Raw genomic sequence first — 19,616 nt, 5'->3', positions numbered from 1 at the left:
ATGTAATGGATGACCTCCCCTTGGAAAACGTGTTCCCAAGGGGAATCATCACAAAGCTGCGATCTTATTTCAGAATGAACAGTTCTTGCAAAATGTCTCGGAGGATGGAGGCATTCATCGACACGTAATTTCCGCCCAACATTCTGGAGTGGATTCCGTATCCTTCGTACGTCATCAGTCGTTTTGTAGCCTGTGCCCAAGCGGCTTCATTCCATTTGACTGCGACTAGATCATCCTCGCCCGATTCCAGCTCTGATTGAATGAGATGGATCGCTGCGTTTGTTGCACCCGAATTGATCAGTTGATTGTGGTGCATGACGTAGCTGACCGTTTTTCGAATGAAGCTCTGCTTGACGAATTCATTGGCAGCGTACAAATTGAAGTCTTCTTGTGTCATGTTGAACATCTCGATGTTTTCTCCAATTTCGGCAAATAACTGGGCAATGTCACTCTCTGTTTCCGCCAGAGTCCTCTCCATCACCTTGTCTTTCCAGTACGAATCGAACAAGATGAGGTCGGTCACGACATATCCTTGATTCTCCAGTTCTTTTGCAACATCAAACGCCAGATTGCCTCCTGATGAATATCCCATGAGCGTATACGGACCTTTTGGATCAATCGCCACGATGGCTTCGATGTACTGCTCAAGTCGATTTTCTTCTTCGATGAAATCAAAGCTATACAGGGAAACGCCCTTGATTTCATCAGCAAGCTTCTGGTAGTAGACACTTTGGGCACCAATTGGTGTAAAGCTGAATACCTTTCTCGCCGTCTCTTCATTTAAGAGAATGGCACTTCCGTAGTTGCCCTCAAAGTTCTTGTGCGTGATGAAATCCGCTACCTTCTCAATGGTTGGATGCTGGAAGATGAGGTTCAACGGCAGTTCAATCTGCATGTGCTCATACATCTTTGCAACCAGCAGCGTTGCTTTCAAAGAATGTCCGCCTAGTTCAAAGAAATGGTCAGTGATGCCGATCGGTTCGATCCCCAAAACTTCCTGCCAAATGGATGCCAATTGATGCTCGATCACAGTTCTTGGTGCCACGAACTCACGTGTGGTCGCATCTGAGGACTGTGGCTTCGGCAACGCTTTGCGATCCACTTTTCCATTGGCCGAAAGTGGCAGTTGATCCAATTGGACAAAATAGCTTGGGACCATGTAAGCAGGCAGTTCCTTCGCCAAATGCCTTCTCAGCTCAGAAATGGATACCTCTGCTGCTGTGACCAGATAGGCGCAAAGATACTGTCCGGCCGTTACGTCATCCTCTTGCACAACCACCACTGCTTGATCGATGCCATCGTAAGCGAGTATGGTACTCTCGATTTCCCCTATCTCGATGCGATACCCTCTCACCTTCACCTGTTCGTCAGCCCGACCGATGTAATCGATCGTGCCATCTGTCCGCCATTTCACCAAGTCACCCGTTTTATACATGAGCTCTCCTGGTACAAACGGATTCAAAACGAACTTCTCTTGTGTGAGCTCTGGTTTATTCAAATAACCTCTAGCAAGTCCGGGTCCTCCGATGCATAGCTCTCCCACTACGCCGATCGGCTGCAAGTGATGTTGTGTATCTACGATATAAACCTGGACATTGGCAAGCGGTCGTCCAATTGTGATGTCTTGCCCTACTTCGATCGAACGAGAAATGGTGGTGACGACGCTGTTTTCGGTCGGACCGTACTCATTGTTGATCTCGATTGCTGGATGCTTTTCTTTCGTTTTTTGCACAAGCTGCGCAGGTAGCTTCTCGCCTCCCAATGTTACGCAACGCAGAGGAGTGAAATCTGCAGCAGTTGAGCAATCCAGAATCGCTTGGAATAGACTCGGTACACCGTAATAATGTGTGACTCCCGATGAGGCAATCAGCTTTTTCAACGCTACCGGATCTTTGGCTTCTTCCTCTCTCGGCAAGACGCATGTAGCACCACCGAGAAGCGGAGCGAACAAGCTGGCTACAAACCCATCGAAGGCAAAAGAGAATACCTGCAACGCCTTGTCTCCCTGTCCAAATCCATACTCATCTCTTCTCCACTGCAAGCAATTGACGATTCCCCGATGTGGAATCATGACGCCCTTCGGCTTACCAGTCGTCCCCGATGTATAGATCACATACGCGAGATCAGTCGGTTGATTGAGTGATGCGAGATTGGCGCCATCCATCTCGACGTCATGCTCTGCGTTCAGATCAAGCCAGTCAAGCCCGCTCGACACACGAGACAATAGTTCTGACAGATCAGATTGGCAGAGGAGCAGTGCTGCTTTGCTATCCTCCAGCAAGTACTGAATGCGTTCTTGCGGATACGCCGGGTCGATCGGAACATAGGCACCGCCTGCCTTTAAAATACCGAGGATGCCAATGATCATCTCTGGTGAACGCTCCGCCATGACTGCTACAAGACGATCAGGTCCAATTCCTTTGGTGCGTAGAACTCTTGCCAGTCTGTTGGCCCGCTCATTGAGCTCGCTGTACGTCAGTGACTGACCGTTAAAAAGAATAGCTTCCTGATCTGGCGTCTTCGCGACTTGTACTTCGAATAATTGATGCAGCGTTTTGTCTTGTACATAGCTGACAGCTGTATCATTGAACTGCTCGAAAATTTGCTGCTTCTCCTCCGTCCTGAGCATGTCGATCTCACTCAAGCGGATATGCGGATTTTGCACAACGATTTGGGCAATAGCCATGAAGTGGTTGCTTAAACGTTCAATCGTCTCTCGCGTAAACAAGCTTGTGCTGTACTCCACACCAATACTGATCTCTTCACGCTCTTCAGTGGCAATCAACGTCAAATCAAATTTGGAATGGTTGCCAGCCTGATCAGTCATGAAAGGAGCAAGTGTCAACCCGGGCAGGTCGATGGACTCATCCGTGTTGTTCTGTACAGTAAACATCGTGTCGAAGAGTGGGTTTCTGCTTAAGTCTCGTGGAATGTCGAGTTTTTCCACCAGCTCTTCAAACGGATAATCCTGATGAGCGTAAGCGTCCAGTGCATTCTGCTTGACTTCCAGCAACAGCTCGGTGAATGTTTTCCCAGCATGCGGCTTGTTTCTCATCGCCAATGTGTTTACAAACATACCGACGATTGATTCTAATTCAGCATGGGATCTGCCTGTAATCGGTGTGCCGACGATGATGTCCTCCTGCCCAGAGTACTTGGAAAGCAGTACGTTGTACGTCGCGAGGAGAACCATGTACAGCGTCGTTCCCGTTTCTCGAGCCAGCTGGTTCAAGCCTTCCATGAGTTGTTTACCAGTTCCGATTGAATACTGATCCCCTGCGAAATTTTGAATGCTTGGTCGGGTGAAATCCGTTTGCAGGTTTAGCACGGGAATTTCGTCTGCAAACACTTGAGCCCAGTACTCTTCTTGCTTGTTGAAGGCCTCGGATTGGAAAAGCTCCTGTTGCCATACAGAGAAGTCCTTGTACTGGATTCGCAGCTCTGGCAAAACTTCCCCTTGGTACAGCTGCACTAAATCAGTCAGAAGAATACCAGAAGATACACCGTCGGAAATGCTATGATGCATGTCGGTAAAGAGCACATGACGATCTTCTCCGATATGCAGAAGACGGACGCGAAGCAACGGCGCTACCCCCAGATCGAATGGCTGAACGAGGGAAGAAAGGACCTCTTGTGCCTGATCTTCTGTGATCGTTGTATACGAAAGTTCAAAAGAAACTTCCTCGTGAATCTTCTGAACAGGTTCTCCATTTACAACGGCAAAAGATGTACGAAGACTTTCATGTCGCTCAATCAGCTGCTTGAACGCTGTCTCTAATCGTTCCGGTTCCAGCTTCCCTTCAATCAACATGGTCGAAGGCATATTGTAGCTGATGCCGACTCCCTCAAATTGATGGAGGATATACATGCGCTTTTGAGCCGATGAAACAGGATAATACTCTTGCGCAGGTGCTGATTGAATCGAAATGACATACCCTCTAGCTGTCTCTTCGATGTGTGCAGCCAATCGCTGAATCGTCGGTTTTTCGAACAAAACACGAAGCGGAATATCGACTTGATATTCGTTATGCATGCTCGAAATCACACTCATCGCACGCAGGGAGTGGCCGCCAATTTCAAAGAAATCATCCAGAATCCCTACTTGCTCCACATTCAGCACTTGTTCCCAAACGCGGGCCAATTGTGATTCCAATTCCGTACGAGGTGCTACGTACTCCGTCGTTCTAAGCATGGATACATCCGGCACTGGCAAGGAACGTCTGTCGATCTTCCCATTTGCGGTAAGCGGCAGCGCTTCAAGCGTTACGAAATACGATGGAATCATCGCTTGAGGCAATTCCTTTAGCAATTCCTGACGTAATTGTGCTGCGTCGATCTCGTGGTCTGCCACCATGTACGCGCATAAATACTTTTCTTGTCTGTGATCCTCTCTTGCGATGACGACTGCTTCCAAGATTCCGTCCAGCTTGCGTAACTGTGTCTCGATTTCGCCCAGCTCGATACGGACACCCCTGATTTTCACTTGATGATCGTTACGACCCAGGAATTCCATATTTCCATCCGCGCGCCACTTCGCCAAATCACCCGAACGATACAGCAGCTCACCTGGCGCGAATGGATTCGGTACGAACTTCTCCAGTGTCAGCTCAGGTCTGTTCAAATAACCCCGAGCGACCCCTGCTCCACCGATGCACAACTCACCCACGACTCCAACAGGCTGAAGATTCAATTGTTGATCCATTACATACATCTGCATATTCGGCAACGGTTTTCCGATCGGTACCGTTCCCGAGCGAATGGATGAGGCATCCGTTTCTTCGTAATAGCTGGAATCGATGCACGCCTCTGTTACCCCATAACTGTTAACAATGCGTAACGAATGGCTAAATCTCTCGAGTAAGGTCTTGAAGTCTTCTGCTGGACAACTGTCCGCTCCGAGAATCAGGAGCTTCAACTGACTGATGTCGAGCTTGTTTTCGTAAATGTAATGCATCAATGGCATGATCAAAGCTGGTGTCGCTTCGAAAATAGTGATTTCATACCGCTTGATGATTTCGTACAAGGAAGCAGGGTCCATTTTGACCTCATTCGGGCAAATGACCAGCTGCCCTCCTGTGAGCAATGCTCTGGCAAAATCGCCAGTCGATACGTCGAAGGCGAAACTCGCCATTTGCAGCAAGCGAACTGGGAAAGTGTCCAAGTGATACTCATCCTGCCAGGCAAACGCGACATTCGCATAGCTCCGGTGCTCGATCACGACCCCTTTTGGCTTGCCAGTCGTACCGGAAGTATAAATGATGTAAGCGGCGTGTTCCGGCAGTGCCACAGGCTCCAGATTGCTCGCTTCTCCCTGAGACAGCCCCTCTGCATCCAGATAGAGTGTTTCGTGAGGGAATGCAAGCTGCGTATTCAACTTTTTCAAAGTAAGGAACAGCTTCGCATTGCTATCTTCCAAAATGAATGCTTGACGTTCCAATGGATAGTCTGGATCAATCGGAACGTAGGCGCCGCCGGCTTTCAAAATACCGAGTGTCCCTACTACCATGTGCAAGGAGCGGTCTACCATGATACCGACCGTGCTCTCTGGCTTGACTCCCTTTTGGCGCAATACACGTGCGAGTTGGTTTGCTTTTTCATTTAATTCCCGATACGTTAGCTGTTCATCCTCGAAGATGACCGCTACCTGGTTCGGTGTTTTTTCGACCTGCTCTTCGAATAGATCTTGGAACGTTTTATTCGTTGGATAAGTGGCTTTTGTTGCATTGAAATCATGCAGCATCTGCTCCATCTCATCTTTTGACAAGACACTCATCTCTGCTAGCTTGCTATCTGGATTAGTAATGATCGACTTTAGAAGATTGACGTAATGATTTGCCATGCGATCGATCGATTCTTTTGCAAACAACTTCGTGCAATAGCTGAACTGTACGAGAAGCTCATCTTGTTGTTCCATCGCATCCAGAGCGATATCGAATTTCGCGATCTTGCCATCTACCGGGTAAGGGGACATGTTTAGTCCTGCAATTTCTAATGCAGATGAGTCCGCAAGCCCCAGACTGAACATCGTATCGAACAGCGGATTTCGGCTTAGATCGCGCCGCACTTGCAGCTTATCTACGAGATGTTCAAACGGATAATCCTGATATTCAAACGCATGTAGCGCATTTTGTCTCACGTCAGCCAATAACTCGCGGAAGGTCAGGTTGCCTCCTACCACATTTTTCAAAGCAAGCGTGTTGACGAACATACCGACGATTCGTTCCACATCTGCGTGGGATCGACCTGCAATCGGTGTGCCGACTACGATTTCTTCCTGTCCTGCGTATTTGGACAGCAGCACATTGTAGGCTGCCAAAAGCACCATGAACAGTGTTGAGCCCGTATTTGCAGCGAGCTTCCGCAACTCCACAAGCAATTCATTTCCTGTACTGATCGCTACTGTGTCGCCTTCGAAGCTTTGAACAGTAGGTCTAGGGAAGTCATTTGGCAGGTTGAGTAACGGGATCTCTCCTGCAAAGACATTCGTCCAATAATCCTCCTGTTTTTGGAAACGCTCAGACTGGGACAGCTTCGTTTGCCAAGCAGCAAAATCTTTATACTGGATGCGCATGTCAGGGAGCTGCTTTTCTTCGTACAAGCTCGCAAACTCTTTGGCGATGACTGCAAGCGATACGCCATCCGAGATGATGTGGTGCATATCCATGAAGAACAAATGTCGTTCTGCTCCCAGTTTGATCAAGTCAACTCGGAACAGTGGAGCCACTTCCAGATCAAACGGCTGTACTAACTCCTGAATGCGTTGCTCTACTTGGTCTTCTGTCGCCTCGGAAATACCGATGAGCAGCGTGACATCCTCATGGACTCGTTGTACGGGTTCCCCGTTTATCGAATGGAAGGATGTTCGCAAGGATTCATGTCGTTTTACCAGTGTTCGGATCGCATGTTCAAAGCGTTCGTAATCCAGATGGCCATCTATTATCAGCACATTTGGCACGTTGTAGCTGATCCCGCTTCCTTCAAACTCATGCAGGATGTACATTCTTTTTTGAGCGAACGAGACTGGATAAAAGTCTGCTTGCTCTACTGGTTGAATCGTCTCGAACTGTTCCATCTCACTCGCGATGATATAGGCAGCCAGTTCGTGGATCGTAGGAGATTCAAACAGTGCTTTTAACGGAAGCTCTACCTGAAATGCTTTGTGCACCTGCGTGATCACATTCATGGCCTTCAGGGAATGTCCGCCTAGTTCAAAGAAGTTGTCGTGAATGCCTATCGCATGAATACCCAGTACCTCTTGCCAAATTTCAGCCAGCTTCGTCTCAGTCGCGTTTTGTGGAGCGACATATGTGGAGCTTTGAACCCGATCACCAGTTGGTTCAGGCAATGCTCTGCGATCGAGCTTTCCGTTTGCAGTCAAAGGCAGTTTATCCATTTGGACATAGAAGGCTGGCACCATGTAGCTAGGCAATTCTTTGGAAATCGCTTCTCTCAACTCTGCTGCGTCGAGTTCCGTTTCTGGAACAAAATAGGCGCAAAGAGCTTTTTGGCCGTTCGTATCATCCATCACCGTGACGACAGCTTCTTTTACCTTTGCCAGATTGGTGAGAACAGTCTCGATTTCCCCAAGCTCGATCCGATAGCCTCTGATCTTTACCTGTTGGTCGATACGTCCCAAATACTCAATCGTTCCATCCGCCTTCCATCTCGCCAAATCCCCTGTGCGGTACATGGTTTCACCAGAAACAAACGGATTCGGGACAAACTTCTCGGCAGCCAATTCTGGCTTGTTCAAATAGCCTCTGGCTACCCCGTCTCCACCTACGCACAATTCACCAGGCACCCCAATTGGCTGCGGCTGATTGTAGCGATCCACGATATAAGCAGTGGAGTTCGTGATCGGCTTCCCAATCGGAATATTGTCTTCGAATTCCTTCTCAATCAAATAGCATGTAGAGAAAGTTGTGTTCTCTGTCGGGCCATATCCGTTCCAAATTTCCAAAGCCGGATGGGCACTGTTAACTTTGTTGATGTGTCTCGGTGACAGTGCTTCGCCACCGACGATTAACGCACGCAAGCCATCAAACATCGCCGGGTTGTCTTGCGAAAGCTGGTTAAACAGTGGTGAAGTTAACCACATCGTTGTAATCCGATTCTCTCGTAGGAAGCTGCCCAGCTTCTCCGCATCCAACAGGACATCCTTGCTCACGAGGAACAAGCTAGCACCATGCAACAGAGCTCCGAAAATCTCAAACGTCATAGCGTCAAATCCAATAGCGCCCGTTTGAATCATGCGATCTTCTTCGCGTACTTGAACGTAATTCGTATTTATCACCAATCGGGTGACATTACGATGCTCGACCATGACTCCTTTTGGTTTGCCCGTTGAACCCGACGTGTACATCACATAGGCCAAGTCTTTGGCGTCATTGAAATTGGTCAGGTTGCTGGCATCTTCTTGCTCCAGGCTCTCGTCTTCTAAAATGATTGGAATGAGACCTTCTTCAACGAGATGCAACAGATGTCTTTGCACAAGGACAACCTTCACGCCACCATCTTCGAGCATGTAAGAAATGCGCTCGGATGGATGCTCTGGATCAATCCCCAGGTAGGCACCTCCCGCTTTGATGATCCCCATGATACCTGTGATCATCTCGAGAGAACGATCTGCAATCAGTCCGACCACGGAATCTTTCCCGATTTCCTCGCGGCGAAGAGCACTTGCGATCTGATTCGCTTTTTGGTTCAGCTCCCGATACGTCAGCATCTGTTCGTTCATCACAACTGCCGTATGCTCGGGCGTTCTTTCCACTTGCTCCTCGAACAGCTCTTGAATCGTGCTTTCGTGTGGATACGCGGCAACCGTGTTGTTAAATGCAACAGTTACAAGGTGTTTTTCTTCCTCACCGAGCAAGTTAATTTCACGCAACGCCGCTGTTTGGTCTGCAATGACTCCTCGAAGCACCTCGAGGAAATGACCCGCCATTCTTTCCATCGTGTCTCTCTCGAACAATTTCGTGGAGTACACGAGACCAAAATGAATTCCTGTCTCATCTTCATGCGCTTCCAGTGTGAGATCGAATTTGGCGTTGCCTTGCTGCCCATCTCCGGAGTAGGCTTCAAATTTCAGCCCATCCAGCTCATAAGCTTTTTTGTCCAGGTTTTGCAAAATAAACATGGTGTCAAACAGCGGGTTTCTGCTGAGATCCCTCTGGATTTCCAGTTTTTCGACCAGTGCTTCAAACGGATAATCCTGGTGGGCGTATGCTTGCAGCGTATTCTGTTTGACATCTTCCAGAAATGCCTGGAACGATTTCGTGCCGTCAGGGTAGTTACGCAAAGCCATTGTATTGACAAACATCCCCAAGACTTTTTCTACATCCACATGAGATCTGCCAGCGATCGGCGTTCCCACTACGATGTCTTCTTGTCCGCTGTATTTGGAAAGGAGCACATTGTAAGCCGCTAGCAAGACCATAAACAGCGTGGTTTGGTTCTCATGAGCGAGCTTGTATAAATCGTCCATCAACGTTTTGTCTGTTTGGAACGAAATGCAATCTCCTTCAAAGCTTTGAACCAGCGGGCGAGAATAATCGGCGGGCAGATTCAGTACCGGAATGTCACCCGCAAATGACTTCAACCAGTAGTTCTCGTGCTTTGTATAGATGTCTGTTTGGAATAGCTCAGACTGCCAGACAGCAAAATCTTTGTATTGAACAGCCAGCTCTGGCAATTTTTCGTTTCGATACAGCTTCGAGAATTCTTCCATGATGATTCCGACAGAGACTCCATCCGAAATGATGTGATGCATATCCATCAGGAAGAGATGTCGCTTCTCTCCCAAGCTGAAGAGTCCGACCCTCAACAACGGAGCCTGTTGTAGATCAAATGGTTGCACAAATGATTCGATGGTCTGTTCGACTTGGTCTTCCGTCAATTCCTCATAACGCACATCCAGTTCGACTGCCTCATGTACACGCTGAACAGGCTCGCCATTCACTGTGTAGAAGGATGTCCGCAACGATTCATGTCGCTTGATTAGCCCATGTATCGCAGTTTCAAAGCGTGCACGATCTAGATCGCCTTCGATAAACATGACGCTTGGCATGTTATAGACTGTGCCGGTGCCTTCAAACTGGCGTAGGACAAACATCCTTTTTTGTGCAGAGGAAACAGGATAATACGCTTGCCACGGTACAGGCTGAATCGGTACATGTGTGTCTTTTCCACTTGTCTCGATATACTGTGCCAATGCCTGGATGGTAGGTGTCGCAAAGAGTACTCTGAGTGGAAGCTCGACCTGATACTCTCGATGGATCTGTGCGGCGAGCGACATGGCTTTCAAGGAATGCCCGCCTAGCTGGAAGAAGTTGTCGAGAACACCGATGTCGTTTACCCCAAGCACACGTTCCCAAATCTCTACCAGACTGCTTTCCACAGGACTTGCTGGCGCCACATATTCTGCTCCCGTTACAGGTCTGCCTTCTGGTTTTGGCAAGGCTTTCCTGTCGATCTTTCCATTAGGCGTAAGCGGAAGAAGATCGAGCTGGACCAAGTACGTAGGAATCATGTAAGATGGCAAGCTTTGCGACAGATACGACCACAGATTCGAGACTTCAAGCTTTTCTTCCGCCGTGTAATAAGCAGCAAGCGCCGCTTGGCCCTGTTGGTCCTCATGGACAATCACGACAGCCGAAGTCAGCTTTTCAAAGGAGAGCATAACCGACTCAATCTCGCCGATTTCAATCCGATATCCCCTTACTTTTACCTGTTCATCCAAGCGACCGACAAAATCAATCGTTCCGTCAGGGAGCCACTTTCCTAGATCGCCAGTCTTGTACATGCGCTCGCCTTCCAAATAAGGATGGGAAACGAACTTCTCTGCTGTGAGTTCCGGCTTGTTCCAATATCCGCGTGCCAAACCGTGGCCACCAATGCAAATTTCCCCGACGACGCCGATTGGCTGTAGCTGATGGGATTTGTCCACGATATAGATGCTGGTATTGGCAATGGGACGTCCGATCGTTATCGCATAATCCAGTTGCGAAATTCGCTGCCAGGTGGCGACGACACTGCTTTCTGTCGGACCATATTCATTGACGATGACCAATTGCGGATTCTGCTGATTGCTCTTCTCAACGAGCTGAGCAGATACTTTTTCGCCTCCAAGTGTGACAGTTTGCAGGGAGCTGATATCCGCAGCAGAACCGCATTCCAATATAGCTTGGAACAAACTTGGCACGCATGTCATTTGGGTGCATCTCGTAGCTGCAATGAGGTTTCTGAGCGATACAGGGTCTTTGGCTTCTTCATCCTCCGCCAAGACGACGGTTGAACCGGAAAGGATCGGTGTAAAGAAGGAAAGAACAAAGGCATCAAACGCAAAGGATAGGGGTACCAGACTTCTATCATCGACACTAAACTGATACTCCTCTTTCTTCCACAGCACGCTGTTGACGATGCCACGATGCTCGATCATTACTCCTTTTGGCTTGCCTGTTGTCCCTGATGTGTAGATGACATAAGCCAAATCGGAAGCGGTTTGAATCGGCTCGAGATTCGAACGGTTGGGAGAATAGTTCTTCTCCTCCTCCAGATACAGGCATTCCACGCTCACACTAGAAGCCAGCTTAGCTCCAAGATGTTTTTGGGTAAGCACCAGACGGGCTTCGCAATCCTCCAGCATGTAGGCCACACGATCTTCCGGATATTCGGGATCGATAGGCACGTAGGCTCCACCTGCTTTCAAAATGGCCATGATTCCCACAACCATTTCCACCGAACGGTTTGCCATGATTCCTACGAATTGGTTAGCCTTTACTCCCCGTTCACGCAAGGTAACTGCAAGCTGGTTTGCTCGCTCATTCAGTTCGTGATAGGACATCAGCTTATCGCCGATTTCAACCGCAGCAACCTGTGGTGTTTTTTCCACCTGCTCCTCAAATAGCTCATGGAGTGTCTTGTTCTGTGGATATTCCTTCTGTGTATGGTTGAATTCTACTAACAAGCGATGCTTTTCTTCATCGGACAGCATCGTGATTTCGGACAAAGTAATAGCTTGTTGCTCAATAACGGCATGAAGGATTCGAATGAAATGTGCCGCTATTTTTTCAATCGTTTTTCGTGTAAACAATTTGGTGCAGTAATCAAGGCTAAAGATGATTTCCTCTTCTTCTTCGTACGCCTCTAATGACAGATCAAACTTGGCCTGATTCACGTCTGCCATATAGGGTGTAAACGACAGTTGCTCCATTTCGAACGGCTTCTGATCCATATTTTGCAAGATAAATACGGTGTCAAACAAAGGATTGCGGCTCAGATCCCGTTGAATGTTCAGCTTATCGATCAGCTCATCCAGTGGATAATCCTGATTCTCAAAGGCTTTCAGCGTATTGTTCTTCACTTCTGCCAAAAAGCTAAGGAAGGTCTTATCCCCCATAGGCTCATTTCGCAATGCCAGTGTATTGACAAACATACCTATAATCGAATCCGTTTCTGCATGGGACCTGCCAGCAGTAGGTGCACCAACGATAATGTCCTCTTGTCCAGCGTATTTGGAGAGAAGTACATTGTAGGCAGCCAACAGAACCATGTAGAGCGTAGCTCCTGTACCATGGGCAAGTCGATTCAATTCTTTTTTCAAAAGGGCACCGGAGCTGAAAACAAATCGCTCACCCTCGAAGCTTTTCACAGAAGGTCTCGGATAATCCGTTGCAAGATTCAATACAGGAATTTCTCCCGTAAAGCTATCGATCCAATAGGCTTCCTGCGAAGCAAACTCTTCCGTCTCGATCCATTGATTCTGCCAATGGGCAAAGTCCTTGTACTGAATGCTCAGTTCTGGCAGGTCTTCCCCGTGGTAAAGCTGAGCCAGCTCTTGAACCAGAATGCCAATAGATACACCATCCACCACAATATGGTGCAAATCCAGCATGAAAAGATGGCGTTCTGGAGCCAGTTTGACCAGTCCAGCGCGAATCAGTGGCGCTTTTTCCAAATCAAACGGTTGAATAAATTGCTCGACGATTTGTTTGAGCTCTCCCTCTGTTGACTCCATCAGCGAGATTTCCAGTTCGACATCTTCATGTACGCGCTGAACAGTCTCTCCTTTCATGGAGTGGAACGAAGTACGCAGAGATTCATGACGTCTCACCAGACTTTTGAGCGCTTGCTGCAAACGCTCTGTATCCAGATTGCCATCGATGTACAGGATGCCCGGCATGTTGTAGCTGATGCCTGCACCTTCCATTTGTCGGAGAATAAACATTCTCTTTTGTGCAGAAGACACCGAGTAATACTCCTGCTTTTGGATAGGTTCAATCGTCGTATACTTGCCTTTGCTAGCAGTCGCGATGTATGTCGACAAGTCAGCGATCGTAGGCGATTCAAACAATGTTTTCAACGGCACATCTACATGCAGGGTGCGATGGATCAAAGAGATGACGTTCATCGCCTTCAAGGAGTGTCCGCCCAACTCGAAGAAATGATCGTGTACCCCGATTTGGTTCACGCCAAGTACACTTTGCCAAATTTCTGCGAGCGTGGCTTCCACTTCATTGCGCGGCGCTATATACTCTGCTTCGGATGAGGATGCTCCCTCCGGTTGAGGCAATGCTTTGCGATCTACTTTGCCATTTGCCGTGAGCGGCAGCTTCTCCAAATAAACAAAATAAGAAGGAACCATATAAGATGGCAAATGGGAAGCCATGTAAGCTCTCAGATCGGCTGTCTTGATTTCCTGATCAGAAACGATGTAGGCGTACAAGTTGTTTTGCCCATTTTCATCTGGACGGGCGATGACAATGGCCGTTTTTATCCATTCATGTTGCAAAAGCCTTGCTTCGATCTCACCCAGTTCGATCCGGTGGCCTCTGATTTTGACCTGATGGTCGATGCGTCCGAGATACTCCACGTTGCCGTCGGCTAGGTATCTTACCATGTCGCCAGTACGGTACATCCTGCTACCTGGCTCAAACGGATTGTCAATGAAGCTGGCTGTTGTCAGTTCTTCACGCTTCCAGTAGCCACGTGCCAAACCATCGCCAGCAATGCACAATTCTCCTGCAACCCCTACAGGCTGGAGCTGATTGCTCGCATTTACGACGTACAAACGGACGTTATCAATCGGTTTGCCAATAGGAATCACGCCATACTCCGGCAACCGAGGGCAAATCCAGAATGTCGCATCAATTGTGGATTCTGTAGGGCCATAGAGATTAATTAACTGTGCCGTTTGCGTCTGGTAAAAGCGCGAAACAAGTGCAGGTGCCAATGCTTCTCCACCGCAGAAAACGCGTTGCAAGCTCGTGCAAGAGCTCCATCCCGGGTCGGTCATGATCAGGTCCAGCAAGGAAGGAACCATCTGTAAAGTCGTGATCTTCTCCTCGCTGATCATGCGAGTCATATACTCGATGTCACGATGTCCGTCTGGCTTTGCAAGGACCAGGCGTCCCCCCGTGATTAGTGGTAAATAAAATTCCCATACGGAAGCATCGAAGGAAACGGCGTTTTTTGCAAGACTGCATCCTCTGTAGTCAGTGGGAAGGCATTCTTCATCCAAAGCATGTGATTGCAAATGGCTTGATGTTCGATCATAACCCCTTTGGGATTTCCGGTCGAACCAGATGTATAGATGACATAGGCCAAGTCATCCCTGCCAGAGATATGGTCAAGATTGGTGTCGTCACCTGCATAAATCGCTTCATCGTCTACGTCGATGATTTCACCTGCATACTCTACTGTCTCTTTCAGATGACGCTGCGTCAGAAGAATCGGAGCTTTGCTGTCGCTGAGCATGTATTGGATTCTTTCTGGCGGGTAGGTAGGGTCAATTGGCGTATACGCCCCACCTGCTTTTAACACGGCCAACATGCTCACGACCATCTCAATGGAACGGTCTACCATAATTCCGATCAACGTGTCTGGTTGCGTTCCTTTGCTCCGCAGCAAACGAGCTACTTGATTGGCTCGGGCGTTCAACTGTCGATAGGTCAAAGTGTATCCGTCATAGACTACAGCAACTTGATCTGGCGTAAGCAATACTTGCTCTTCAAACAATTGGTGCAAAACCTGATCAGCGGATCGTTCGACAAAAGTATCGTTGACGTTCAGAATGAGAGCACGTTTTTCTGCTTCTGTCATCATGTCGATTTCTGCTAACTTGGCATTCGGTTGTGCACTAAGGGTACGCAGGATTTCCAGATAATGATGGGCCATTCTTTGAATGGTTTCTTTCTTGAACAGCTTCGTTCCAAATGCGAATTGGAATTGAATGTCAGACTGTGATTCACTCGCATTCAAAGCAAGATCGAACTTCGAAATTTTGTTAAATATCTCATACGGAGCTGCTGTCAGCTGCTCGATTTCCAGCGACTGCTGATTCGCATTTTCCAAAGAAAACATGGTGTCAAACAAAGGATTTCGGCTAATGTCACGTTGAATTGCCAGCTTTTCTACCAGCTCTTCAAATGGATAATCCTGATTGTCATAAGCCGCCAGCGCATTTTGTTTCACTTCTTGCAAGAAGTGGGTAAAGGTTTTGTCGCTCGCAGGATGATTTCTCATCGCCAACGTATTCACAAAGATCCCCATGATGTTTTCCACATCGGCATGAGAACGACCAGCGACAGGCGTACCCACAATGATATCCTCTTGCCCGGAATACTTGGACAGCAGTACATGGTAAGCCGCGAGCAAGACCATATACAGAGTTGTCCCCGTATCTGCTGCTACCTTGCGCAAACGCTCAGTCAATTCTTTTCCTGTGTCAAAAAGAACAAGATCCCCTTCAAAGCTTTGGATGGTTGGACGCGAATAATCAGTCGGCAGATTAAGCAAAGGAATTTCATCAGCAAACGTATTAAGCCAGTGGAGCTCCTGCTTCTTGTACACGTCCGTCTGGAACAGCTCATTTTGCCAGGCAGCGAAATCCTTGTATTGGAGAGAAAGAGGCTGCAAGGCTTCCCCTTGATACGATTTAGCAAATTCACTCAGCAAAATTTGGGACGAAACACCGTCCGAGATAATATGGTGCATGTCTAGCAGGAACAAATGACGGTCTTTGCCCAACTTGACCAAGCCTGTTCGAATCAACGGAGCGATTCCGAGGTCAAATGGACGGACAAAATCGCGCATGATCTGCTCCGCCTTGTCTTCCGTAGACTTCAGCATCAGGATTGGTACTTCTACCTCTTCATGCACTTTCTGTACAGGCTCACCATCGATACGGTGGAAGGAGGTGCGCAAGGCTTCATGGCGCTCCGCCAGTCGTTGGACCGTGCTAGCAAAACGATTGTAATCTAGCTTTCCTTCCAGCAACATTGCTCCCGAAATGTTATAGCTGATGCCACTTCCTTCAAATTGCTGAAGGATGTACATTCTTTTTTGAGCAGAAGATACGGGATAAAATTCTTTTACCGCAACCGGTTGAATAGCTGTGTACTTGCTTTTCCCCGATTTCGAGATAAAAGTAGCGAGTTGGGATACGGTCGGATTCTCGAACAGTGCCTTTACTGGCAAATCCACTTCCAACGCTTTAGAGACTTGAAAGATGACTGTCATAGCCTTCAGTGAATGTCCGCCCAAATCAAAGAAATGATCGTGAACACCTACACGGCTAACCCCCAGGGCCTGCTGCCAAATCTCAGCCAATTTTGTTTCCGTTTCATTCTGAGGTGCGACGTACGCTGTTCCCGTTACAACTGCACCGTCAGGCTTCGGCAATTTCTTCCGCTCTACTTTTCCATTGGCTGTCAGCGGAATTTCCTCCAAACGGACAAAGAAGGACGGGATCATGTAGGAAGGAAGCGTACTTCCGAGATGCTCTCTCAATTCCGATACGGTCAACTCCTGCTCGGAAACAATGTAGGCAAAGAGCACATTTTGACTACTGTCATCCTTGTCAGCGATGACGACGGCTTCCTTGATCCATTCATGCTGCGTCAAACGCGTCTCAATTTCGCCCATCTCAATCCGATGCCCACGAATTTTGACTTGATGGTCGATTCTTCCCAAGTATTCCATATTGCCATCCGGCAGCCATTTCGCCAGGTCGCCTGTTCGATACATTTTAGTCCCCGGACGGAACGGATTATCGATGAACTTTTCCTCGGTCAGCTCTGGTCTATTGAAATATCCTTTGGCTACGCCATCTCCAGATATATACATCTCGCCAATGGAACCAACAGGTATCGGCTGCATAGAGGAATCGAGCAAATAAAGCTGGACGTTGTCTGCAGGGACTCCGATTGGTACCGATTCTTGGATGGTTTTTTTAGGGTCATACAAATAAATCATGCAACCTACAACCGTTTCGGTAGGTCCATACTCATTGAAAATCTTGACATTCTGTCCAAAGTTCTCATAGATTCTCTTCGCCAATTGGGTTGGCAAGTTCTCACCACCGACAATAAAGCGTCGGATGCTGCTGTTTGTTCCATCTATTTCTTCAATTAGCTTCAAATGTGTTGGCGTTAGCTTGATGATTCCCACTTGATTATCTTGGATGATGTCTAAAATGACCTGTACTTTATCTGTTCCTCTGTAGACATAGATCGTATTGCCTGACAGAAGCGGCGTGAAGATCGAGGTGACCGTCAAATCAAACGAAATGGAAGAGTATAGTGGAAAGTCTACAGCTTCCCCTTGGACATACTCCTTGTTAGCCCACCAAATGTAATTGACTAGACCTTGGTGAGTAATCATCGCACCTTTTGGATTCCCCGTGGACCCGGAAGTATAGATCATGTACGCCAAATCGTCCGATGTGCATGCTGCTGTGTCAAGATCCGTACTGTCTCCTTCAAACAAGGAAGGATTGTCTAGGTAGAGGATATCACCTTCAAACTCGACTTTTTCCTGAAGATGAGACTGCGTCATGAGAATCGTCGTCTGACTGTCATCCAGTAAATACTGAATTCTCTCTATCGGATACTCGGGATCAATCGGCAAATAGGCGCCACCTGATTTTAGAACTGCCATAATAGCCACGATCAACTCGAGTGAATGCTCCGCCATAATGGAGACGATACTTCCTTGGGTAATTCCTTTCCCACGCAGAGCTCTGGCCAACTGGTTGGAACGCTCCTGAAGCTCTTGGTAAGTAAGGCGATCTTCACCGCAAACAACCGCAACTTTTGAAGGCGTCTGTCTTGCTTGCTCCGCGATCAGCTCGAAAATCATTTTGTCGCGTGGATAATCGGCGGTCGTGTCGTTATAAGCTACCAACAATTGCTGTTTTTCCTCATCCGTGATGATTCCGATATTTTCAAGCAGTACATTCGGATTGTGAATGACCTGCTCTATGATCGTTTTCAAGTGCCCTTCTATTCGGTTCATGAATGACTCTTCATAAACCGCTGCATTATAGCTCAACTTCACATACATCTCATTCGAAGGTGCGACCGCTACTACAACGTTAAAATCATAGGAGGTCTGTTCTTCCCCATTTTCCACGTTGAATTGAAAGCCTAGGGAATCCTCCAGATCATTCAAGCCACTATCCGGGTAGTTTTCATACGTTACCAAATGATCGATTAACTCCTGTTTCAGTACCGTCTTGCTCTGAATTTCGTACAGCGGAGCGAAATCATAAGAAGCAGAAGCCAAGGCTTGCTTCTGAACTGTTTTTAGCAGACCACTGAAGGTTTGTTTTCTGTTCGTTTGCACGCGGGTTGGAATCGTATTAATGAACAATCCAACCATACTCTCAATCCCCTGAATCCCTGGCGGACGACCTGATACAACCGAACCGAATACCACATCGTCTGAATTTTTGTACTTGCTCGCCAAAATACCCCAGAGAGATTGAAACACACTGCTCATCGTAGCCTGATTCTGATTAGCAATCTGCATCAGCTGCTGAGTCTTCTCAGGCGCGACGGTGAAAAGATTCTCCACATGTATATAAATGCCATCCTCTGCTACATTCTTCTTTTTAGGGAAATCAGCCTGATGGTCATAGCCTTCCAGGTAGTTCTGCCAGTAAGTAAGTGCTTCTTCTTTGTTTTGCTTATCCAGCCATTTGATATATTCGCTGTATGGTTTGGTCGCTTCCCGCGGAACAGCCTCACCCTTACGAATTGCGGCATAGTACCCGAGCAACTTATGAAGCAATACGCCCAAAGACCAACCGTCGACGATGATATGGTGGAATGCCCAAACAAACTGATACTGGCTCTCCCCCGATTGGAAAATGGCTGCTTTCATCAAGACATCTTTCGTCAGCTCAAACGTATGATGCTGGCTGGTATACGCTTTTATGTATTCGTTCTGATCATCTATTGGCAAATGCGCAATATTTTCGAAATGAACGGTAACTTTTCTCTCTTTAAAAACAACCTGTCGAGGTCGCTGCAGGTTTTGATAAACAAACACAGTGCGCAAAACTTCATTGTTCTCTACTAGCTTATTCATGCTCTCTTCAAAAATGGGCAGGTGAAAATCACCTTGTAGCTTTGCGGACATCTGGAGGCAGTAGGCGCTGCTGTCTGTATCTTTGACAGCATGAAACAACATACCCTCTTGCAATGGGGTTAACGGATAAATTTTTGCAATATTCTCCTGCTTATTCATTCTGCACCTCAACTCTGTGATTTATCGATATAAAGAGGGTTCCTCCAACAAAAGCGAAATGTCCTAGCTTTTATTGGAGGAATGCA

General features: G+C 47.6%; 1 protein-coding gene and 1 pseudogene. Both read right to left on the bottom strand.

What is annotated here, in order from left to right; translation table 11 throughout:
* Positions 1-64: 64 nt before the first annotated feature.
* The gene (locus tag ACQ5DJ_RS03840) at positions 65-13,642 is read right to left on the bottom strand and encodes an amino acid adenylation domain-containing protein (protein WP_429841308.1); all 13,578 of its coding nucleotides are present in this window, start codon (positions 13,640-13,642) and stop codon (positions 65-67) included.
* Positions 13,625-19,473: pseudogene (tycC, locus tag ACQ5DJ_RS03835) on the bottom strand (tyrocidine non-ribosomal peptide synthetase TycC); the annotation flags it as partial. The pseudogene tycC and the gene ACQ5DJ_RS03840, both read right to left, overlap by 18 nt.
* Between the last annotated feature and the right edge of the window lie 143 nt (positions 19,474-19,616).

Origin of the sequence: Brevibacillus sp. FIR094, assembly GCF_050477165.1 — a bacterium.
In the GTDB taxonomy this organism is placed as follows: Bacteria; Bacillota; Bacilli; order Brevibacillales; family Brevibacillaceae; genus Brevibacillus.
The sequence above is the reverse complement of the archived record's forward strand: the minus strand, read 5'-3'. Positions and strand labels throughout refer to the sequence as shown.